Genomic DNA, 20,406 nt, shown 5'->3' on the forward strand with positions numbered 1-20,406 from the left:
CGAGGCCGCCGAAGGGCCGCCCTGCACGAACGCACCGGCCGAGGGTTGACCGACCGGTGCGTTGGCTTGCCTGCCGGCTCGAATCAGGCCGAGAGGTAGCGGTCCTGGTACTCGTTGCGCAGCGCCACGTACCAGGGCTCCTGGATCGGCCACCACCACAGGTTGGCAAGATCCTGCTTCGAATACGAAGCCTCGAAGAACTGGCGCGAGGCCTCGGGGAGCAGCTTCGCGGCGCCCTTCGCCGTGGAATTGTAGCCCGTCGACTCGACGAACATCGCCCCGGCTTCGGGGGTGTAGTACCAGTTGATCAGCTCGTAGACCGCGTCGACGTTCTGGGCGTTGCTGGGAATCACGAAGCCCTCCATCCACGCCAGGGCGCCCTCCTTCGGCGCTCGGTAGGCGATATCCATGCCCTCGTTCTGCAACCGGAAGGCGGTGCTGTCCCAGGTCTGGCCGATCACCGCGCCATTGGTGCGAAACGCCGCCTGGGCCTCGTTCTCGGTCGACCAGAACTGGGCGATCATGCCCTTGTGCTTGACCGCCTCGGCGAGAATCACCTCGAAATTGGCGCGCATCGCCTCTTCGCTTTGATACGACTCGAGCAGCGGGCGCGGCAACTTGCCCTGGCTCTGCAGCCACAGGCCGATGCCCACCAACGCGGAGTGGCTACGCACCGTGACGCCCTGGCCGTTGTCGGGATTCCACAGGTCGCCGTAGCTCAGGTTGTCCGGATCGACGGCCGCATAGCGACGGTCGAAGGCGATCGCTTCGGTGCCCCAGTCGCTGGGTGCGAAGTAGCGCTTGCCATCGACCACGCCGCCGACCTCCGAGCCCTCCAGCGCGCTGTCCAGGCAGCCCTGCCACTGAATGCGCGACTCATCGAGCGGCTGGACGAGATTGTAGTCGAGATAACCCGGCACGCGATCGACGGTGGGCATGATCACGTCGAAGCCGCTGCCGTCTGTGGCGCGCAGCGAGTTCATCAACTCATCGTTGGTGCCATAGGGCGTGAAGGTGGCATTGATGCCGCTCTTCTCGCGGAAGTCGGCGAGCATTTCATCGCTGAAATAGCCGGCCCAGGCATAGATCCGCAGGGTCTGCTCCTGCGCCAGCGCCTTGTTGATGTAGAAACCGGGGAACGAAGCGGCGGCCCCCGCGGCCAGTGAGCCCTGCAGGAAGCGACGACGACTGATCGACATGAACCTTCATCTCCTGATGTGTTTTTGCTTCTTGTGTTCTGGCTAGGCTTCGTCTGAAAAGTCGACGAGCGGATGGCCAGGCAAGGCAAAAATTGGCGAAAAGACGGAGTTTACGGGTTGTAAATGAGTACTTTGAGCCAATTTTTAACGCCGCATGGTCGAGCGCAGGCACTCTTCGGACAAAGCCTAGGCGAGATGATGCCGCTGCCGGGTGACGCCCACATGACACATGAGTGACAGCCCGAACACATAGATAATAGCAGCCGTCGCCGAAGCGGGAGGAGCGTCATTCAACGCTGGCGATCACTGTGTGATGAATCGCCCGGCGGCGCTCGGCAACGCCCCGCATCGGCGGGGCGTTGGGGAAGCGTCAAACGGCAAAAGCCGGACTCGCACGATAACCGCGGCCCATGGCGGCCGGTTCAGCCGCCGACACCGGCGACCACCACGCAATCCATACCTTGCTGTTGCAGATCGCGGCAGCTCTGCCGGGCCTGGCTTTCCTTGAGATCGATGACCCGGGCTCGAAACAGCGGCTGGCCATTCTCGGTCGGGGTCACCGAGACGCTCGGCGTGGCCCCGGCGGCATCCACGTAACCGGCCGCGCGGCTGGCCAGCGCCCGCGCCTGGCGGGAATCGCTGAAGGCGCCGACCTGCACGGCCCAGCCGACGACTCCCGCATCCTGCTTGTCGAGCCCGGCGATCAACTGACCGATCGGATCCTCCCCAACCGGCTGAGCCGGATGGCGAATCACCGCGGGCTCGTTGTCGAAGATCGCCGTCTTGGCGACCCAGTCGCCACGGTCCATCAGCGCGGCCCGGGCGAAGCCGCGATCGAGCAGGTCGATGACGTGATCGTCGCGGGAGCGGGCCGTGAAGCCGCCCATCACCACCGAGACGATACGCCGCCCGTCGCGCACCGCCGAGGTGGCGATATTGAAGCCCGACGCGCTGATGAAGCCCGTCTTGAGGCCATCCGCCCCCGGATAACGGGTCAGTACGCGATTGTGGCCGCGGTAGAGCTTGCCCCGATAGGAAAAGCGGGTGCTGGCGAAATAATCGTAGTAGCCGGGAAAGTCCTGCATCAGATGCAGCGCCAGCCGGGCCATGTCACGGGCGGTGGTGACCTGAACGTCGTCCGGCAGTCCCGATGCGTTGCGAAAGGTCGTATCGCGCATGCCCAGCGCACGCGCCTTGTCGGTCATCTGGCGGGCGAAGGCCGGCTCGCTGCCGGCGAGCCCCTCGGCGACGACGGCGGCGACGTCGTTGGCCGAGCGTACAATCAAGGCAAGGATCGCCGTTTCCACCGGGATCCGCTCGCCGGGCTCGAGCCAAAGCTTGGTCGGCGGCTGAGCGGCGGCATGTGCCGACACCGGCAAGCTATCAGCGAGGCTCAGGCCGCCACGTTCGATCGCTTCGAACAGCAGGTAGAGCGTCATCATCTTGGTCAACGACGCCGGGTAACGCGGTTTGTCGGCCCGATCGGCGTAGAGTATTTCGCCACTGGCAACGTCGACGACGATGCCGGCATAGCGCGGGTTGCTTCCGGCCGCCGACGGCGAACTCCAGCCGGCAACGACAATACACGCGGCAACCAATACGGTTAGCGTGCCACGCCGCCAGGCGGCGCCAGGAAAGATGGATGGCATGGTCTCTCGTTCCCTGCTGCTATTATTGTGTCTGGTGTCGTGGCGTGTCACTCGAAACCGCTTGCGTCTAGGAGTCTGTCGGGCTTGGCCGATCGTCACGAGAAGCACGGGTTTCGAGTCAAATTTATCGATCAATTGAGGCGAATAGCGCGCTATTTAACGAAATGGATCGATGAAATTGGCCGAAAGGCCGGGATTCGCAGTAGGTCAGTGTCAAGTCCGACGGGCTCCTAGACCGATTATCGGCCAGCACCTCCTTCTTTGCAGCCCCTTCGAGAAATTTTTCCGGATGGGGCGGCTAAAGTCATTCGCGGCTCGGCCGATATTTTCCTTGCCAAGCGCTGTCCCGGCATTGCGGTGTTATAGCAGATATGAAGCCGCTCGCCGGCATGGATACCGGCGAGCGCGCTTTGCCTGATGCGGCCACCTCCACCAGACGCCTCTGCTATAACTGTAAATAGATCAATACGGCATGAGGCAAGACCATGCAGGAGCTCGAGGCGTCCGAGCGATCCGTCGAACATCTGTGCGCGATCTCGGTCGACCACCTACAGATAGGCATGTACGTCAGCGATCTCGACCGTCCCTGGATCGAGACGCCGTTTCTCATCGAGGGTCTGCGTCTGACCGAAGCCGACGAGCTGGAGCGCCTGCGTCAGTTGTGCCAGCGCGTCTACGTCGATCCCCAGCGCTCGACCCCGGAAGTCCAGGCGCTGCTGCGCGAGCGGGCGATGCCCCTGGAACGTCCCGGGGCTGCTGTCGATCCGAGATATCGGGTGTATCGCGTGCACCCCATCGAACGCCCCGCCGAAGAGGAGCTGCGCCGCGTCAGCCCGGCCTTCACCGAGGCACGCGAGATGTTCCGGCGAATGATGCACGACGAGCAGACTTGGCATCGCAACATCCCCCAGGTCAAGGACACCGTGGGACGCTTCGCCGAATCGGTGCTGGCCAATCCCAGCGCGCTCAGCTGGCTTTCGCGGATCAAGAACGAGAACGAATATACCGCCGAGCACTGCCTCAACGTCGGGGTGATGGCGATGATCTTCGGCCGCCATCTCGGTTATGACCGCAAGCAGATCGAGGAACTCGGCCTGGCCGGCATGCTGCACGATGTCGGCAAGATGAAGCTCAACCGCGCGATCCTCGACAAGCCGGGCAAGCTGACCGCCGCCGAATTCGCGCATATTCGCACCCATGCCCTGCAGGGCTATCAGATGCTGGTCGACGACCCGGGAATACCGCTCGCCGTCAAGAACACCAGTCGCGACCATCATGAGCGCCTCGACGGTACCGGCTACCCCTACGGCAAGCGCAGCGAGGAAATCGGCCTGATCGCGCGAATCATCGCGATCGTCGACACCTATGACGCGATCACCAGCGATCGCCCCTACAGCAAGGCCCGGCCGCCTTCAGAGGCGCTGCGCATACTCTACAAGGCACGCGGCGACCATTATGACGACGCCCTGGTGATTCGCTTCATCGAATGCATCGGTATCTACCCGCCCGGCTCGATCGTCGAGCTGAGCAACGGCATGGTCGGCATGGTGCTCTCGGTCAATCCCGACAACCGCCTGCATCCACGAGTGCTGGTAACCCTCGACGAGAACAAGCAGAGCATCACCGAAACGGTCATCGATCTTGCCAGCGACAACAACCAGGGCGACGAGGCCCTGGAGATCCAGGCGGTGTTGCCGCCGGGGTCATACAATCTGAGCATGGAGAAGATGCTCCTGCACATCGTCTGAGCACCGAAAGGGGTTGCACTAGCCAACCAAAAACGGAGCGCGACTGAGTCGCGCCCCGCTCCATTTCAAGCGCCTTCGATTGCCGTTCAGCCAAGGGATCAGTCGAGAATCACCAGACGATTGGGCAACTCATTGCGCGTATGGGTCGCCGGCACGTGCTGCTTGAGATGCTCGCCGCAAGCGTCGATACAACCCAGGAAGCCTTTCAGCGTCTGCCCGGCCTTCACGTCACGGGTGAACGTCGTCACGATCGACTCCCAGGTGTCGTCGCTCAGGCGACTGGAGATGCCCCGATCGACCAGGATCTCCACGTAGCGTTCGGCCTCCGACACGAAGATCAGCATGCCCGTTCCGCCGTGGGTGTGGTGCAGTTTCTGCTCGAGGAATTGCCGCCGGGCCAGGTTGGCGGCCCGCCAGTGGCGCACCGAACGTGGAATCAGCCGAGTGGTGATGCGTGGCAGGCGAAAGATCAGCCCCAGCGCGACGAAACTTGCCCATTGCACCAACAGCAGCTGATAGGCGTTCAGCCAACCGGGGAAGTAATTGATCGCGCCGGGAATCACGAGGGCGAGAATGCCGGCCCACAACAAGGGGATATAGGCGTAGTCGTCCGCCCGGGAAGCGAGCACGGTGACCAGTTCGGCGTCGGTCTCGCGCTCGACCCGATTGATTGCCTCGGCCACCTGCTGCTGCTCGCTTTCGCTCAATAATGCCATGGACTGCCTGCTCCGAATCCTGAGGTGACGCATCGCGCGCCGATAAACACGGCCGGTCTTACCAGCCACCGGAGGCGCCGCCGCCGCCGAAGCCGCCACCGCCGCCGCCGAAGCCGCCGCCGCCGCCGCCCGAGCCGCCATGGCCCAGAGCGCCACCCAGCAATGCCCCGGCCAGCAGCCCCGAGCGCCCGCGCCGGCGGCCGCCACGACCGCCGCCCCCACCACTGCGCACCAGCGCCATGACGATCACCAGCATGATGAAGAAGAAGATCGAAGCGGGCCCACGGGGATCGTCGCTACGCGCGCCATCGGCCGAGCTGGAGGCCAACGGGTCGCCGCCCAGCACCTGAATCATCGCCTCGACGCCCTGGGTGATGCCGCCGGCGTAATCACCTTCACGAAAGGCCGGGGTGATGACCCGATTGATGATCGCCGAGGATTGCGCATCGGTCAGCCGGCCTTCCAGCCCATAACCGACCTCGATGCGCACTTTCCGCGCGTTGGGCGCGACGATCAGCAGCGCGCCGTTGTCCTCGTCGACCTGGCCGATTCCCCATTGGCGTCCCAGTTGGTAGCCGTACTCCTCGATCGAGCGTCCCTGCAGGTCGCTGATCGTGGCCACCACCAGCTGTTCGGTGGTCGCTTCCTCATGGGCCTTGAGCTTTTCACTCAGCTGCGTTTCGAGCGAGTCGTCCAGCAGTTCGGCCTGGTCCACCACCCTGCCGGTCAGCTCGGGGAATTCGAGCTGCTGCTGGGCCTGGGCGCCCAGCGCCGGGGTCAGCAGCAACGCAAACAGCGCTACGCGTAGGCAGTTGATCATCAAAACTCCACTTGTGGGGCCTGGTCGGCATTGTCGCTGGTCGCTTCGAAGTTCTCGCGCAGCGGCATGTCGCTGTAGAGCAGGCTTCGCCACAGGCGCCCCGGGAAGGTGCGAATCTCGGTGTTGTAGCGCTCGACCGCCTGAATGAAATCGCGACGCGCCACGGCGATGCGATTCTCGGTGCCTTCCAGCTGAGACTGCAGGGCCAGGAAATTCTGGTTGGACTTGAGTTCGGGATAGCGCTCGGAAACCGCCATCAGCCGGCTCAGGGCGCCGCTCAGCTGCTTCTGGGCCTGCTGGAACTGCTGCAATTTCTGCGGATCATCCAGCGACGAGGCATCGATCTGGATGGAGGTCGCCTTGGAGCGCGCCTCGACCACCGCGGTCAGCGTCTCCTGCTCCTGGGCGGCGAAGCCCTTGACCGTCTCGACCAGGTTGGGCACCAGATCGGCGCGGCGCTGGTACTGGTTCTCGACCTGCGACCAGGCTGACTTGACCTGCTCGTCGTAGGTGGGAATGTTGTTGATGCCGCAGCCCGACAGCAGCGTCGCCACGACCATCAGCAGGGCCAACTGCCAGACGTGCCGGCCGGGAAGTAAGGTCTGTCTCGTTAGCATGGGGGCCTTCGTTCCTGTATTGCGACTTGACTGAATCGTTGCGGCGTCGAATCGCCCAAGGTACAGGGCGACTAGCCGCGAGGGAAGCCGGCGGCGCCCTCATAGGCCCATAAAAGAGAAGGAGGCAACCCTGGGTCGCCTCCTTACTGCGGTCACGCTGCCGGCTTATCGCTCAAAAAAAGCCCAGCGGATTGGTGTCGTAGCTGACCAGCAGGTTCTTGGTCTGCTGATAGTGCTCGAGCGCCATCTTGTGGGTCTCGCGACCGACGCCGGACTTCTTGTAGCCGCCGAAGGCGGCATGCGCCGGGTACTGGTGATAGCAGTTGGTCCACACGCGCCCGGCCTGGATGCCGCGGCCCATGCGGAAGGCGACGTTCATGTCGCGGGTCCAGACCCCGGCGCCGAGGCCGAACTCGGTATCGTTGGCGATCGCCAGCGCTTCCGCCTCGTCCTTGAAGGTGGTCACCGCCACCACCGGGCCGAAGATCTCCTCCTGGAACACGCGCATGCTGTTGTTGCCCTTGAGCAGCGTCGGCTGGATGTAATAGCCCTTGTCGTAGGCCGGATCGAAGCTCTCCTTGCCGCCGCCGGTGAGGAACTCCGCACCCTCTTCGCGGGCCACGTCCATGTAGGACATGATCTTGTCGAACTGCTCCTGACTGGCCTGGGCGCCGACCTGCACCTCGGTGTCCAGCGGATTGCCGCGCTTGATCGCCCGGGTGCGCTCCATCACCTTGGCCATGAAGCTTTCGTACATCTCCTCCTGGATCAGCGCCCGCGACGGGCAGGTGCAGACTTCGCCCTGATTGAAGAATGCCAGCACCAGCCCCTCGACCGCCTTGTCGATGAACGCCGGCTCGGCGTTCATGATGTCGGCGAAATAGACATTGGGCGACTTGCCGCCCAGTTCCACCGTCGAGGGGATGATGTTGTCGGCGGCGCACTTGAGAATGTGCGCACCGACCGGGGTCGAGCCGGTGAAGGCGATCTTGGCGATGCGCTTGCTGGTGGCCAGCGCCTGGCCGGCCTCCTCGCCAAGCCCGTTGACGATGTTGATCACCCCCGCCGGCAGCAGATCGCCGACCAGCTCCATCAGCTTGAGGATCGACGCCGGGGTCTGTTCGGCGGGTTTCAACACCACGCAGTTGCCCGCCGCCAGCGCCGGCGCCAGCTTCCAGGTGGCCATCAGGATCGGAAAGTTCCAGGGGATGATCTGCCCCACCACACCCAGCGGCTCATGGAAGTGATAGGACACGGTGTTGGCGTCGATATCCGCCGCGGTGCCTTCCTGAGCGCGAATGCAACCGGCAAAGTAGCGGAAATGATCGACCGCCAGCGGAATGTCGGCGTTGAGGGTCTCGCGCACCGCCTTGCCGTTGTCCCAGCTCTCGGCGACGGCGAGCATTTCCAGGTTCTGTTCGATGCGATCGGCGATCTTCAAAAGGATGTTGCTGCGCTCGGCGGCCGAGGTCTTGCCCCACACTGGCGCCGCCTGGTGCGCGGCATCCAGCGCCCGATCGATGTCCTCGGCGCTCGAACGCGGGATCTCGCAGAACACCGCGCCGGTGATCGGCGTGACGTTGTCGAAGTACTGTCCCTTGACCGGGGCGACGAACTCGCCGCCGATGTAATTGCCATAGCGCTTCTCGAAGCTGACGACGCTGCCGTCGCTCCCGGGGTTGGCGTAGATCATGGCGCGTGCTCCTTGTTGTCATCATGGTTTTTGGCGATTGACCACATTAGAGCATAGCGAAAACCGCGCGTTCTCCCAGCGTCCGGGCATGCCGAGAAACAGCTTCTTTGGTCGTAGACGCCGGTTCGCGAGGGCAACTGGCCGGACATGAAAGCCGCGCCCGGCTTCGGTGGATGGCATTCGACCGGCGAGCGGCCCATTCAGCGTTCAACCTAATGGGCGGCAACAGATTCAACGTGCCGTATTCGGCGGTTTCGTCAGCAAGTGTCAGGCAACTTGCTGTCGCCCAGACAGGCAGCCATCAGGCAATAAATAGTCCTGGCTTTCCTGCAGTACTCTGCACTCCGCGTGTTTCTGCTCAGCAAAGGTCAGCAATAGCCCAGTGAGTTCGGGCAGGCAATTGGCATGGTATATATGGCATAACTGCCGATAGAAAAGTGTCGATTGGTGTTCGCGAAGCAAGCCATCCGCCAGAACCGCGCCGGCCATCGCATCGCCGATCACGAAGAAATGAGGTTTTTTCTGATCACCCTCGGTGTGGATTGGCAGGGCTGCCGCTGGCAGGTCGCCAGTCGCTTGCAGATGCTTGGCCATCTGCATAATTGCTTGAATGCGCTGTTCGCTCTCGTTGGCAAACGCCTCGAAAAGACGGCTCAACGCCAGGCTATAGGGCAAAAACCGTAGAGACAGCATACGATAGCGGTTCAGCGCCTGGTGTTCATGTGAACAGACTAACGTCAATGTTGCCTGCTGGGGCTGCGCAGTGGTCGGCATGGTTGCTTGTTGCGCCATGGTCCTGTCTCCCTTATGACACGACTCGAACTGATTCAACGCAATAAACAGCCTCCCGTTACTATTTATTGGCGTCTTGTAAAAGAAGGGGCCAGGCGGTGAATTCAATTCCCGATTGCTCGATAATCTCGACAGTCACCGGATCATCTCACAGTATTCGTATCGTCCCTGATACCCTGCCCCTTGTTTCGAACTCTAGTCCGAGTTTGAGAATCTGCAGGAAACCCATGTTAAACAATCACGTAATATTTTGTTGATTTTTTAAATGAAAATGTCTCGTTTCGAGTCCTGGAAAACGTCACCGACCGAGCCGCTGACACCCCGATGGCCTGCTGCAGGCCTCAACCGGCCACGCCGACGGCAACCTCCTCGCTACCGCGCTTGAGCATCGCGTAGCTCAGCCCGGTGACCGACGAGCCGATCACAATCGCCAACAGATAGAGCAGCGCCGGCGAGATGGCGTTGGGGATCAGCAGCACGAAGACGCCGCCATGCGGCGCCATCAGCTTGGCGCCGAACAGCATCGACAGCCCGCCGGCCACCGCGCCGCCGACCATGCACGCCGGGATCACCCGCAGCGGATCCTTGGCGGCGAACGGAATCGCGCCTTCGGTAATGAAGCACAGCCCCAGCACGAACGAGGCCTTGCCGGCCTCGCGCTCGGCGACGGCGAACTTGCTGCGGGCCACGACAGTGGCGATGCCCATGCCGATCGGCGGGACCATGCCGGCGGCCATGATCGCCGCCATCGGCGCGTAAGTCTCGGCAGCCAGCAACCCCACGCCGAACGTGTAGGCGGCCTTGTTGACCGGCCCGCCCATGTCGAAGCACATCATCGCTCCGAGCAGCAAGCCCAGCAGCACGGCGTTGGCCGAGCCCATGTTCTCGAGAAAGGCGGTCAACCCGGAAAGAATCGCCGCGACCGGCTCGCCGACCACGTAGATCATCACCAGCCCGGTCACCAGGCTGGCGATCAGCGGGACGATCATGATCGGCTTGAGCGACTCGATGCTCGTCGGCAGCTTGAAGTGACGCACCACCGCCTTGGCGACGTAGCCGGCCAGAAAGCCGGCGATGATCCCGCCGAGGAACCCCGAGCCGATGTCCGCGGCCAGCCAGCCGCCGATCATCCCCGGGGCGATCCCCGGCCGGTCGGCGATCGAGTAGGCGATATAGCCGGCGAGCACCGGAATCATCAGCTTGAAGGCGCTGCCGCCGCCGATCTGCATCAGCGCCGCGGCCAGCGTGCCCTCGTTCTCGTAGGCCTTGATGCCGAACGCGAACGACAGCGCGATCAGCAGGCCGCCGGCGACCACCATCGGCAGCATGAACGACACCCCGGTGAGCAGGTGCTTGTAGACGCCCTTCTCCTTGACGCTCTTCTTGCGTTCGCCGCCCGCGCTCGAGGAAGCGTTCGTGGCGTCCTCGATCTCGGCGCCGACCAGCGCGTCGTCGATGGTCTGCTTGGGCTTTTTCAGCGCATTGCCGGTCGAGGTGCGCCAGATCGGCTTGCCGGTGAAGCGCGTCGGATCGATTTCGATGTCGCAGGCCAGGATCACCACGTCGGCCTCGCGGATCTCGTCTTCGTTCAGCGCGTCCTGGGCGCCCACCGAGCCCTGGGTCTCGACGCGAATCCGATGGCCCTGGGCGCGGCCGGCCTCGGCCAGCGACTCGGCAGCCATGAAGGTATGCGCCACGCCGGTCGGGCACGCCGTCACCGCGACGATATTCTTCGCCGATGAAGACTCAGCTACGGTCGCTTGTGAAGAACTTGGCGCATGTTCGGGCGCCCTAGAAAGCGGCGCCTGTGAAGAGCCGGGCGCATGTTCGGGCGCCTGTGAAGAACCGGGCGCGGCTTCGGGCGCCATAGAAGGCGGCGCCGTATAGGAAACCGCCTCGCGCTCGGCGCGCTCGAGAAAGCCGCGCGGGTCGGGCAACGCCTGGGAAATCGGCGCCTGAAACAGCCGCTTGCCGACGAAACGCTGCGGCTCGGGTATGTACTCGGCAGCGACGATCACCAGCTCGGCGGCATCGATCGCGGTCTGTTCCACCGGACGGGTCGGCTCCAGCTCGCCGTGCATTTCGACCGTCGAGCGCCAGCCGCGCTGCCTGGCCGCCTGCTCGAGCCGCCGGGCAGCGAGAAAAGTGGTCGCCATGCCGCTCGGGCAGGCGGTAATCAGAATCACATTCATGCGAAGGCTCCCTGTGCGTCGTCGCTATCGGCGAGCCGGCGCACGCGCGTGTGTTGTTTAAGATCGGCGAAGTCGGCGGCGGCGGGGTCGCCCACGCCGACATGCCGGACCGATTCGGCGGACAGTGCCGTGGCCAGCCGCAAGGCGTCCTCGGCGGGCAAGTCGGCGAGCACGCCGTGCAGCATGCCGGCGAGCAGCGTGTCGCCGGCGCCCACGGTGCTCGCCACCGCCACCGCCGGCGGCATCGCCAGCCAGGCGCCGCGCCGGCTGAACCACAGCACGCCCTCGCGGCCGGCGGAGATCAGCGCTTCGTCGATGCCGACCTGGTGCAAGCGCCGCGCGGCGCGCAGCCGTGCCGTGTCGCTGGTGAGCGCCTCGCCCGCCCAATCAGCCAGTTCGTGCTCGTTGGGCTTGACCGCGCTGGGCCTGGCATCGATCGCCGCGGCCAGCGCCGGGCCGCTGGTATCGACCCACACCGGCAGGCCGTGACCGCGCAGGCGCTCGATCAGCACGGCGAGATCCTCGGGACCGATGCCCGGCGGCAGGCTGCCGGCGATCACCACCGCATCGGGACGCCGCGCGGTATCCTCGGCGCGGGCGTCGAGCGCGGCGAGCAGCGCCGCCAGGTCGCCGCCGCCGACCGCCAGACCGGGACCGTTGATATCGGTGACGCGCCCGTCGCGCTCGGCGAGCTTGGCGTTGATGCGCGTCTCTCCGGACACCCGGCGCAACACGTCCTCGACGCCCAGCTCGGCGAAGGCGCGCAGGAAGGGGCCGTCGTTGGCGGCGCCGAGAAAGCCCGAGACCGCGACCTGGTGGCCCAGCGCCACCAGCACGCGGGCGACGTTGACACCCTTGCCGGCGGCTGTGAGGTGGGTCGCCTCGGTGCGGTTGACCGCCCCCAGCGTCAGCCGCGGCAGGCGAATCGCCAGGTCCAGCGCCGGGTTGAGGCTGATCGTGAGAATTCGCGCCATCACAGCGCCTCCAGCGCTTCGCGCACCGCGTCGCTGGTGGCCTGTTCGAGCGCCTTGGCGGCATGCCGGCGCGCATCGGCCAGGGTCAGCTCGCGCAGCCGCGCCTTGACCATCGGCACCTGGCGCAGCGACACCGACAGCTCGTCGACGCCCAACCCCACCAGCACCGGCACCGCCTGCGGATCGGAGGCCAGCTCGCCGCACACGCCGACCCACTTGCCCTTGGCATGGGCGGCCTCGACGGTCATCTGGATCAGCCGCAGCACCGCCGGATGCAGGCCGTCGGAGTGTGCGGAAAGCTCAGGATGACCACGGTCGATGGCCAGGGTGTACTGAGTCAGATCGTTGGTACCGATGGAGAAGAAATCGACCTCCTCGGCCAGGCTCGGCGCCAGCAACGCGCTGGAGGGGATCTCGATCATTACCCCGAGCTGCACGTCGGGAGCCTTGATCTCGGCCTGCAGGCGCTCGACGATCGCCTTGGCGGCGCGGAACTCGGCGACATCCTTGACCATCGGCAGCATGATCCGCAACGGCCGTTCGTCGGCCGCGACGAGCAGCGCGCGCAACTGGGTCTCGAGGATCTCGGGGCGGGTCAGCGCCAGGCGGATGCCGCGCAGGCCGAGGAACGGATTGTCCTCCTGGGGCAACGGCCAGTACGGCAGCGGCTTGTCGCCGCCGACGTCCAGGGTGCGCGCCACCAGCGGGCGGCCGTCCAGCGCGTCGAAGGCCTCGCGGTACTCGCCGATCTGGGTGTCCAGGTCCGGCGCCTCGGCGTGGGCCATGAACACGAATTCGGTGCGCAGCAGGCCGACCCCCTCGGCGCCGTAATCGACGGCATCCAGCGCGTGGGCGGTGTTGCCCAGGTTGGCGGCGACCTCGACGCGGTGGCCATCCCGGGTGCGGCCCGGCTCGAAGCGCGCGGCATAGGCTTGGCGCTCGCGCTCCGCGCGCTCCTTCATGCGCAGCTCGGCGCGGGCGCGGCGCTGTGCCGAGGGCGCGGGAATGATCCGCCCGCGCTCGCCGTCGAGGATCAGCTCGCAGCCGTTGGCCAGCAGCATTACCCGCTCGCCGGCGCCGACCACCGCGGCGATGCCCAGCGCCCGGGCCAGGATCGCGCTGTGCGAGGTCGCCCCGCCACGCGCGGTCACGAGTCCGCGGACCTTGGCGGTGTCGAGCCGCGCCACGTCGGAGGGGCCGACGTCTTCCATCACCAGGATGTAGGGCGTGCCCGGCGGCGTCGGCATCTCGACGCCACACAGCAGGCCCAGCACCCGCCGGCCGACATCGCGCAGATCGGCGGCGCGCTCGGCGAGCAATCGGTCGGCGAGCATTTCCTGAGCACGCGCCGCGGTGTCCACGCCGCGCCACCAGGCGGCCTCGGCGGACAAGCCGTCGTCGATGCCCTCGTGGGCGGCCTCGCGCAGCTCGGGATCCTCGAGCATCTCTTCGTGGATCGACAGGATCTCGGCAACCTCGCCGCCCTGGGCGCGGCGGATCAACGCCTCGAGCTGTTCGGCGGCTTCGCCCCGGGCCCGCGCCAGACGCGCCTTCTGGGCCTGCGGGTCGCCGCCGCGCGCAGCGTCGAGATCCCGCGCGCGCTCAGGATAGTCGAAGCACGGCAGACGCATCACGAACACCGGCGCCACCGCCAGCCCCGGCGACGCCGGTACCGCCGGGTGCGGCGTATCGTCTGGCAAGGGCAGCGGCGCAGTTGCGCTGCTGGTTGTGGTCGCCGGCTCGACGTCGACGTCACGGCGCTCGTCGAAAGCCACGACCTGCTCGCCGAGCCCCTCACGCACCGCCTCGGCCATCGCCTGCACGGCCTGCGCCGCGCCTGCGCCCTCGGCGGAAAACACCAGCGTCTGGCCGCGCCGGGCGCCCAGCCCGATGACCTTGGTCAGGCTCGCCGCCGAAACCGCCTCAGCGCCGCCCTCGAGCAGCCGGACCTTGATGGGCAGGCCCTGATCGCGGGCCACCTGAACCAACTGTCTGGCCGGACGGGCATGCAGGCCATGAGCGTTGAGCACCCGGACGCGCATGGTTTCGGCCGCCGCGCGCTCGCCGGCCAGGCGCGCCAGCACGCTCGGCGCGTCGGCATCGGCCAGCGTCTCGCCATCGCCAGCATCGAGCAGTTCAGCGAGCCGTTCGAGCAGGCCGCGATGGGCGTCACCCTGGGCGGCCAGGCAGAACACGCCGTTGACCGCGCCCCTGGGGCCGACGAACACCGACTCGGGGGTCGCCAGCGACAGCGCCGGGGTTGCCACGCCGAGCGTGGCACTGGCCAGCCACAGCCCCTGGCCCAGCGAGACCGGCTCCTGGACGGCGATCGCGGCGACGAAGTCGGCGTTCACGCAATCGGCCTGGCGCAGCCGCGCGGCACCGGCCAGCGCCAGTTCGAAACGATCCCTGGCGGGGAATCCCAGACACAGCGTATCGGCGTCAAGGCGTGCGATCACCGGCGCCCTGGACAGCTCGGCGATCACCTCGGCGGCGCTATCGGCCTCGGCAAGACGTTCGGCGACGCCTTCGCGGTCGAGCACATGGGTCAACGCACGCAGGATGTCGAGGTGTTCGTCGCTCTGCGCGGCGATGGTCACCAGCACGTGCACGCGATGACCGTCGTGCCAGTCGACACCGTCGGGGAACTGCAGCACGCGCACCCCGGTTTCGCGGACCTGATCGCGGCTCTCGGGCGTGCCGTGAGGGATGGCGATGGCGTTGCCCAGATAGGTCGACGACTGGGCCTCGCGTGCGTGCAGGCCGTTGCGGTATTCGGGCGTGGCGCGCCCGGCATCGACCAGCGCCGCGGCGGCCTGATCCAGGGCATCGCGCCAGTCGGCGGCCCGGCAGCCGAGCAGTACGTCCTGCTGGGTAAGCGTCAGCATGCAAAAGGCTCCTCGCGATGGGGGTAGCGACAGGCCAGCTATGCAGGTGCTTATTACCGTTAGCTGAATCGTGTCACTTTGGAGATAGCGCTATGCTGAAACGATCCACTGGGTTTATCAAGCGACTCGTTCTACGACCTTCGCAGGGGATATGCGCGCCGCCGCGCCCGTTCTTCGCATATCAGCGTGAAAGAGAAGGAAAGCGGCATATGAAAAGACTTCTGTGCAAATCGTTCTGATACCAAGACCCCAACGCAAGCACACACCGCGGTAATGGATATTCGGCTAGGAGGTCTCAGAAAGAATCTCTACGATGGGACACGTCGGCACATCCTCTCCGCTGCATTGCGCCGCCATCTCTTTCAAGGCGCGTTGCATGCGATGCAGATCATTTATCTTGCGCTGGATCTCATCGGCATGCCTGAGTGCGAGCTCCTGTACCTGGGCGCAGGTGTAATGCCCGCCATCAACCAGTCGTAGCAGATCCTGCACTTCTTCGAGGGTGAATCCCAGTTCGCGGCTTCGGCGGATAAACGTCAGCCGCGTGAGGTGGCGCTCTTCATAGCTGCGAAAGCCGTTATCGCTTCGGGGCGGATCCGGCAGAAGCCCGATTCGCTCATAGTAGCGAATGGTCTCGATGTTGCAGCCGGTCCGCTTGGCCAGCTCCCCTCGACGTAATGGCATGGTCTATTTTCCCTGTTGATCCTGTATCAACTACAGGGGGTACTGTAGCGACAAATGTCCCTATGGCAAAGAGGTTCACGATGGCAACCAGCAAAGACCAGACGCTTGATCGAGGCGAGCAAGCCACACCGAGCCGATCAGGGCGCAAGGGGCTTTTGGCAGGTGGTGGCGCCATTGGCGCGGTACTCGCTTCCGCCTGCTGCATTCTGCCGCTGGTGCTGTTCTCACTGGGCATCGGGGGTGCCTGGATGAGTAATCTCACGATGCTTAAACCCTACCAGCCGCTCTTTATCGCCTTCACCTTGGTGATGCTCGGCATCGGCTTCTACACCGTCTACCGCAAGCCCAGCAACACCTGTCGGGCCGACGCCTGCAGCACGGATGGCTATTGTGGCACGCCGCTGGCCGAGCGGGTGATCAAGATCGCGCTATGGAGTGCGACACTGCTCATCGTGGTGGTGCTTGCCTGGCCGTATATCGTTCCACTCCTCCTGGGCTAATTAACTTTCTAACTTTCGGGAGTCTTTCATCATGAAAATTCGTACCTTGGCTGGCACGCTTGTCTTGTCCGTGGCAAGTATCGGGACGGCCTTCGCCGCTCAGCAGACCATCACCCTGGCGGTTGACAACATGACCTGTTCGAGTTGCCGCTATATCGTCAAGAAGGCGCTCTTGAAAGTGCCCGGCGTGGAAACCGCCACGGTTTCCTACGCGGAAAAAAGCGCCACGGTAACCTTCGAAGATACCGAGGCAAGCGTGGCGGATTTGACCGCCGCCACCACCAATGCGGGCTATCCGTCGCGCCTGGCCGCCGAGAACACTGAACAAGCCCAGTAACCGACTGGTCCTCATTCAACGAGGGCTGCGGGTGCTGTGCGAAAGGTTACCGAGGAGTGTCTATGCAAACCACGATCACAATTACCGGCATGACCTGCACGCGTTGCGCCGACTCGATCCAGGCAGCGCTCGATGCGCTGCCCGGGGTCGAGGCTGAGGTCTCTTATGACCAGGGCCGCGCGGTGATAACGCGCCCGGGCGAGGTGGGTACCGAGCGTCTGCTCGAGACGATCCGTGCCAAGGGCTATGGCGCCGAGTTGACGCAGGCCACAGCGCCAACCGACAACGCACGGGACAGTGACCATGGCCTGCATATCGCCGTGATCGGCAGCGGAGGGGCCGCCATGGCGGCGGCGCTGAAAAGCGTCGAGCGGGGCGCCCGTGTCACGCTGATCGAACAGGGCACCATCGGGGGCACCTGCGTCAACATCGGCTGTGTGCCTTCCAAGATCATGATCCGTGCCGCGCATGTTGCTCACCATCGCCGCGAAAGCCCGTTCGATGACGGCATCACGGCGACGGCGCCGAGCATTGATCGTGGCCGCTTGCTGGCCCAGCAGCAGGGGCGCGTGGAAGAGTTACGTCACGGCAAGTACGAAAGCATCCTGGAAGGCAACCCGGCCATCACGGTCATTCGCGGCAGGGCCCGCTTGCGTGATGCACAGACCCTGATTGTTGACCAGGACGATGGCAGCGAGCGTGAAGTCGCCTTCGACCGTGCCTTCATCGGCACCGGCGCGCGTCCCGCCATGCCGCCGCTTTCCGGGTTGGCTGACACGCCCTACTGGACCTCGACCGATGCCCTGGCCAGCGACACCCTTCCCGAGCGCCTGGCGGTGATCGGGGCATCGGTGGTTGCGGTGGAGCTGGCCCAGGCCTTCGCGCGGCTGGGCAGCCAAGTGACGATCCTGGCGCGTAGCCGCCTGTTCTCCCGCGAGGACCCGGCCATCGGCGAGGCCCTGGAAGCCGCTTTCCAGGCCGAAGGCATCGAAGTATTACGCGGCGTCCAGATCAGCCAGGTGGTGCATGGTGACGGTCAGTTCGTGCTTACGACGGACACGGGGGACATCAAGGCCGACAAACTGCTGGTCGCGACGGGCCGCACGCCCAATATCGAAACGCTGAACCTCGAGGCTATCGGCGTGGAGACGGCTCGCGGAGCGATTCTGGTCGATGACTCGCTGCGTACCACCGTGCCCACTATCTATGCCGCCGGCGACTGCACCGACCAGCCGCAGTTCGTCTATGTCGCCGCTGCCGGCGGCAGCCGCGCCGCCATCAACATGACGGGGGGCAAGGCGCGCCTGGACCTGTCCGCCATGCCGGCGGTGGTCTTCACCGACCCGCAGATCGCCACTGTCGGTTTGTCCGAGGCCGAGGCCCAGGCCCAGGGGTTCGCCACCGACAGCCGTACCCTGACCTTGGATAACGTGCCCCGTGCGTTGGTCAATTTCGAGACCGGCGGCTTCATCAAGATCGTCGCCGAGCGCGACAGCGGGCGGTTGCTCGGCGTCCAGGCCGTGACCGGCGAAGCCGGCGAGCTCATCCAGACGGCGGTCATGGCCCTGCGTGCCCGGATGACGGTGCAGGACATTGCCGACGAACTCTTCCCTTACCTGACCATGGTCGAAGGGCTCAAGCTCTGTGCCCAGACCTTCACCAAGGACGTCAAACAACTGTCCTGCTGCGCGGGGTGACCAGCCACGATGCGAAGGGGCCGATGCGCTTGGCCACTACAACATGATCTCGGACGCAACCAATGCGCTGTGGCGTGACCGCGCTGTCTCGGTCGAGGAGGCCGGGTTTCCGACACGGTTCTGGAACTGCACCCGGCCTCCTGATCAGGCAGGTGTAGCGAGCCAGGCAAGGCCTGGCCCTGTCATCAAGGCCGCCGGGGCGGTCCTGGGCAGGCTGACTTTTTCAGTTACAGACATAAACAACCGCCACCTTGTCCCAGTGACAACTACAGGCCTACGTTGACGTCAGCAAGGTCAGGAGTGTCAGCAACACCGCCGCTAAGCGAAGGAGTAAACAAGATGGCAGCATCCTACGATCTCGTCGCCATCGGTACCGGCACCGCCGCTAAAATAGTCGTCATGCGTGCCCAAGCCGCCAACTGGCGTGTGGCGATCATCGACTCCCGCCCCTTTGGGGGCACCTGTGCCCTGCGCGGCTGCGACCCCAAGAAGATGATGATCCAGGGGGCCAAGGCGCTGGACCATGCGCACCACATGCAAGGCAAGGGCGTAGAGGGAGAGGTCCGTATCGACTGGGCCGAGTTGCTACGCTTCAAGCGAGGGTTTACCGATCCCGTGCCTGAAAAACACCAGGCCATGTTCAGCGACAAGGGCATCGATACCTACCATGGCCAGGCGCGTTTTACCGGTCCCAACAGTCTCGAGGTCGAGGGCCAGGCGCTTGAAGCGCGGCATGTCCTGATCGCCACGGGCGCCGAGCCGGCTACCCTGGGCATTCCAGGCGAAGAATACCTCATAGACAACGAGCAGTTTCTTGAGTTGGCTACGTTGCCACCGCGGATTGCCCTGGTCGGCGGGGGCTATATTGCCGCCGAGTTTTCTCACCTGGCTGCCCGGGCCGACGCCCAGGTCACCGTCCTGCAGCACGGCGAGCGGATGCTCAAGCCCTTCGATCCGGACCTGGTCGATTGGCTCATGGAATCCTTCCGTGATCAAGGTATCGATGTGCGCACCCAGACCACCGTGGACGCCATCGAAAAGACGGCCTCTGGCTATAACGTTCGCACCTCCTCGAATGGCGAGACCGGCACGGTTGAAGCAGACCTGGTGGTCCATGCGGCCGGCAGAATACCGGCGCTCGAGGCCCTCAACCTGGAGGCGGCCGGTGTCGAGACCGAGAAAGGGCAACTATCGCTCAACGAGCATTTGCAAAGTACCTCGAATCCCGCCGTCTATGCCGCAGGCGATGCCGCCCAGGTGGGGCCACCGCTGACGCCGGTATCGAGTCATGATGCCAAGGTGGTCGCCGCCAACCTGATCGACGGCAAACGCACAATGCCGAATTACAAAGGGGTACCGAGTGTCGCCTTCACCATCCCACCCATCGCCTCGGCCGGCCTCAACGAAGCGCAGGCCCACGCGCAAGGGCTGAAATTCCGCGTCTCGAGTCAACATGCCCCCGACTGGTTTACTGCCCGCCAGGCCGCCGAGCCGGTCTACGGGTTCAAGGTACTGATCGAAGAAGCGACGGAAAAGGTACTGGGCGCTCATCTCGTCGGCCCCAACGTGGATGAAGTCATCAATGTTTTCGCGCTGGCCATCCGGCATGGGCTCACCACCACGGATCTGAAGACCACGATGTTTGCCTACCCGACAGGAGCCTCGGACATAGGCTCGATGCTCTAGGATTTGTCCGAAAACTACCTGCGCTCGGCCATGGACGCCCATGGCTGAAGTCCTTGATACCGAGGGTTTTGTCGGGGCATGGATAAATTCTTAGTAACTATTCAGCTCATGCCGCCTGATCCTGGTCGTCCTGTCGCATGAAGGTGGGCACCTCGCCGGCAAACAGTTGCTCCAGCGCCGTATGCGCCGCCATGCCTTGCTTGACCGCGGTGGA

General features: G+C 64.6%; 16 protein-coding genes. 5 read left to right on the top strand and 11 right to left on the bottom strand.

From position 1 onward, the window contains the following. Window positions 1-83 precede the first annotated feature (83 nt). Together K7I12_RS14835 and K7I12_RS14840 are read right to left on the bottom strand one after the other, a co-directional pair. The gene (locus K7I12_RS14835; RefSeq protein ID WP_231664573.1) at window positions 84-1,199 is read right to left on the bottom strand and encodes an extracellular solute-binding protein; all 1,116 of its coding nucleotides are present in this window, start codon (window positions 1,197-1,199) and stop codon (window positions 84-86) included. A 422-nt stretch (window positions 1,200-1,621) separates the two neighbouring features. Continuing rightward, window positions 1,622-2,848 (bottom strand): D-alanyl-D-alanine carboxypeptidase, encoded by a 1,227-nt coding sequence (locus K7I12_RS14840; protein WP_084173572.1) that lies wholly within the window; start codon window positions 2,846-2,848, stop codon window positions 1,622-1,624. Between the two features lie 485 nt (window positions 2,849-3,333). Between K7I12_RS14840 and K7I12_RS14845 the strand changes: the two genes are divergently transcribed. Then, window positions 3,334-4,596, top strand: a complete 1,263-nt coding sequence (locus tag K7I12_RS14845) for an HD-GYP domain-containing protein (RefSeq protein WP_035575353.1) — start codon at window positions 3,334-3,336, stop codon at window positions 4,594-4,596. Window positions 4,597-4,694: 98 nt separating this feature from the next. Here the strand turns inward: K7I12_RS14845 and K7I12_RS14850 are convergent, their stop codons facing one another. The 9 genes from K7I12_RS14850 to K7I12_RS14890 form a co-directional block, all read right to left on the bottom strand. Next, on the bottom strand, window positions 4,695-5,312 hold the full coding sequence (locus tag K7I12_RS14850) for a TPM domain-containing protein (RefSeq protein ID WP_031384514.1): 618 nt from the start codon (window positions 5,310-5,312) through the stop codon (window positions 4,695-4,697). A 58-nt stretch (window positions 5,313-5,370) separates the two neighbouring features. Next, entirely contained in the window at window positions 5,371-6,132 is a 762-nt protein-coding gene (locus K7I12_RS14855; protein ID WP_031384515.1) for a TPM domain-containing protein, read from the bottom strand. Beyond that, the gene (locus K7I12_RS14860) at window positions 6,132-6,749 is read right to left on the bottom strand and encodes a LemA family protein (RefSeq protein WP_031384516.1); all 618 of its coding nucleotides are present in this window, start codon (window positions 6,747-6,749) and stop codon (window positions 6,132-6,134) included. Before K7I12_RS14860 ends, K7I12_RS14855 begins: the two co-directional genes overlap by 1 nt. Before the next feature lie 172 nt (window positions 6,750-6,921). Next, window positions 6,922-8,442 carry an acetaldehyde dehydrogenase ExaC gene (gene exaC / locus K7I12_RS14865; protein ID WP_231664574.1) on the bottom strand — a complete coding sequence of 507 codons (1,521 nt, stop codon included), beginning with the start codon at window positions 8,440-8,442 and terminating at the stop codon, window positions 6,922-6,924. A gap of 267 nt (window positions 8,443-8,709) precedes the next feature. Further along, window positions 8,710-9,234, bottom strand: coding sequence for a hypothetical protein (locus K7I12_RS14870; RefSeq protein ID WP_231664575.1), 525 nt, complete (start codon window positions 9,232-9,234; stop codon window positions 8,710-8,712). Window positions 9,235-9,575: 341 nt separating this feature from the next. Beyond that, window positions 9,576-11,426 (bottom strand): PTS fructose-like transporter subunit IIB, encoded by a 1,851-nt coding sequence (locus K7I12_RS14875; protein ID WP_231664576.1) that lies wholly within the window; start codon window positions 11,424-11,426, stop codon window positions 9,576-9,578. Further along, complete coding sequence (pfkB, locus tag K7I12_RS14880; RefSeq protein WP_231664577.1) at window positions 11,423-12,400, bottom strand: 1-phosphofructokinase; 978 nt, start codon at window positions 12,398-12,400, stop codon at window positions 11,423-11,425. The genes K7I12_RS14875 and pfkB overlap by 4 nt, the downstream gene beginning before the upstream one ends. After that, window positions 12,400-15,288 carry a phosphoenolpyruvate--protein phosphotransferase gene (ptsP, locus tag K7I12_RS14885; protein WP_231664578.1) on the bottom strand — a complete coding sequence of 963 codons (2,889 nt, stop codon included), beginning with the start codon at window positions 15,286-15,288 and terminating at the stop codon, window positions 12,400-12,402. The genes pfkB and ptsP overlap by 1 nt, the downstream gene beginning before the upstream one ends. A gap of 285 nt (window positions 15,289-15,573) precedes the next feature. Continuing rightward, entirely contained in the window at window positions 15,574-15,972 is a 399-nt protein-coding gene (locus K7I12_RS14890; RefSeq protein WP_031384522.1) for a MerR family transcriptional regulator, read from the bottom strand. Window positions 15,973-16,052: 80 nt separating this feature from the next. Between K7I12_RS14890 and K7I12_RS14895 the strand changes: the two genes are divergently transcribed. The 4 genes from K7I12_RS14895 (at window position 16,053) to K7I12_RS14910 (ending at window position 20,192) form a co-directional block, all read left to right on the top strand. Further along, window positions 16,053-16,472 (top strand): mercuric transporter MerT family protein, encoded by a 420-nt coding sequence (locus K7I12_RS14895; protein WP_031384523.1) that lies wholly within the window; start codon window positions 16,053-16,055, stop codon window positions 16,470-16,472. Window positions 16,473-16,503: 31 nt separating this feature from the next. Continuing rightward, window positions 16,504-16,809: a mercury resistance system periplasmic binding protein MerP gene (gene merP / locus K7I12_RS14900; RefSeq protein ID WP_231664579.1), complete on the top strand. Its 306-nt coding sequence runs from the start codon at window positions 16,504-16,506 to the stop codon at window positions 16,807-16,809. 62 nt (window positions 16,810-16,871) lie between these two features. Then, a complete protein-coding gene (merA, locus tag K7I12_RS14905) occupies window positions 16,872-18,506 on the top strand; it encodes a mercury(II) reductase (protein WP_231664580.1) in 1,635 nt (544 codons plus the stop codon). Window positions 18,507-18,845: 339 nt separating this feature from the next. Next, complete coding sequence (locus tag K7I12_RS14910) at window positions 18,846-20,192, top strand: dihydrolipoyl dehydrogenase family protein (RefSeq protein ID WP_231664581.1); 1,347 nt, start codon at window positions 18,846-18,848, stop codon at window positions 20,190-20,192. The last annotated feature ends 214 nt before the right edge of the window (window positions 20,193-20,406 follow it).

Source organism: Halomonas sp. IOP_31 (assembly GCF_021151495.1).
Taxonomy (GTDB): domain Bacteria; phylum Pseudomonadota; class Gammaproteobacteria; order Pseudomonadales; family Halomonadaceae; genus Modicisalibacter; species Modicisalibacter zincidurans.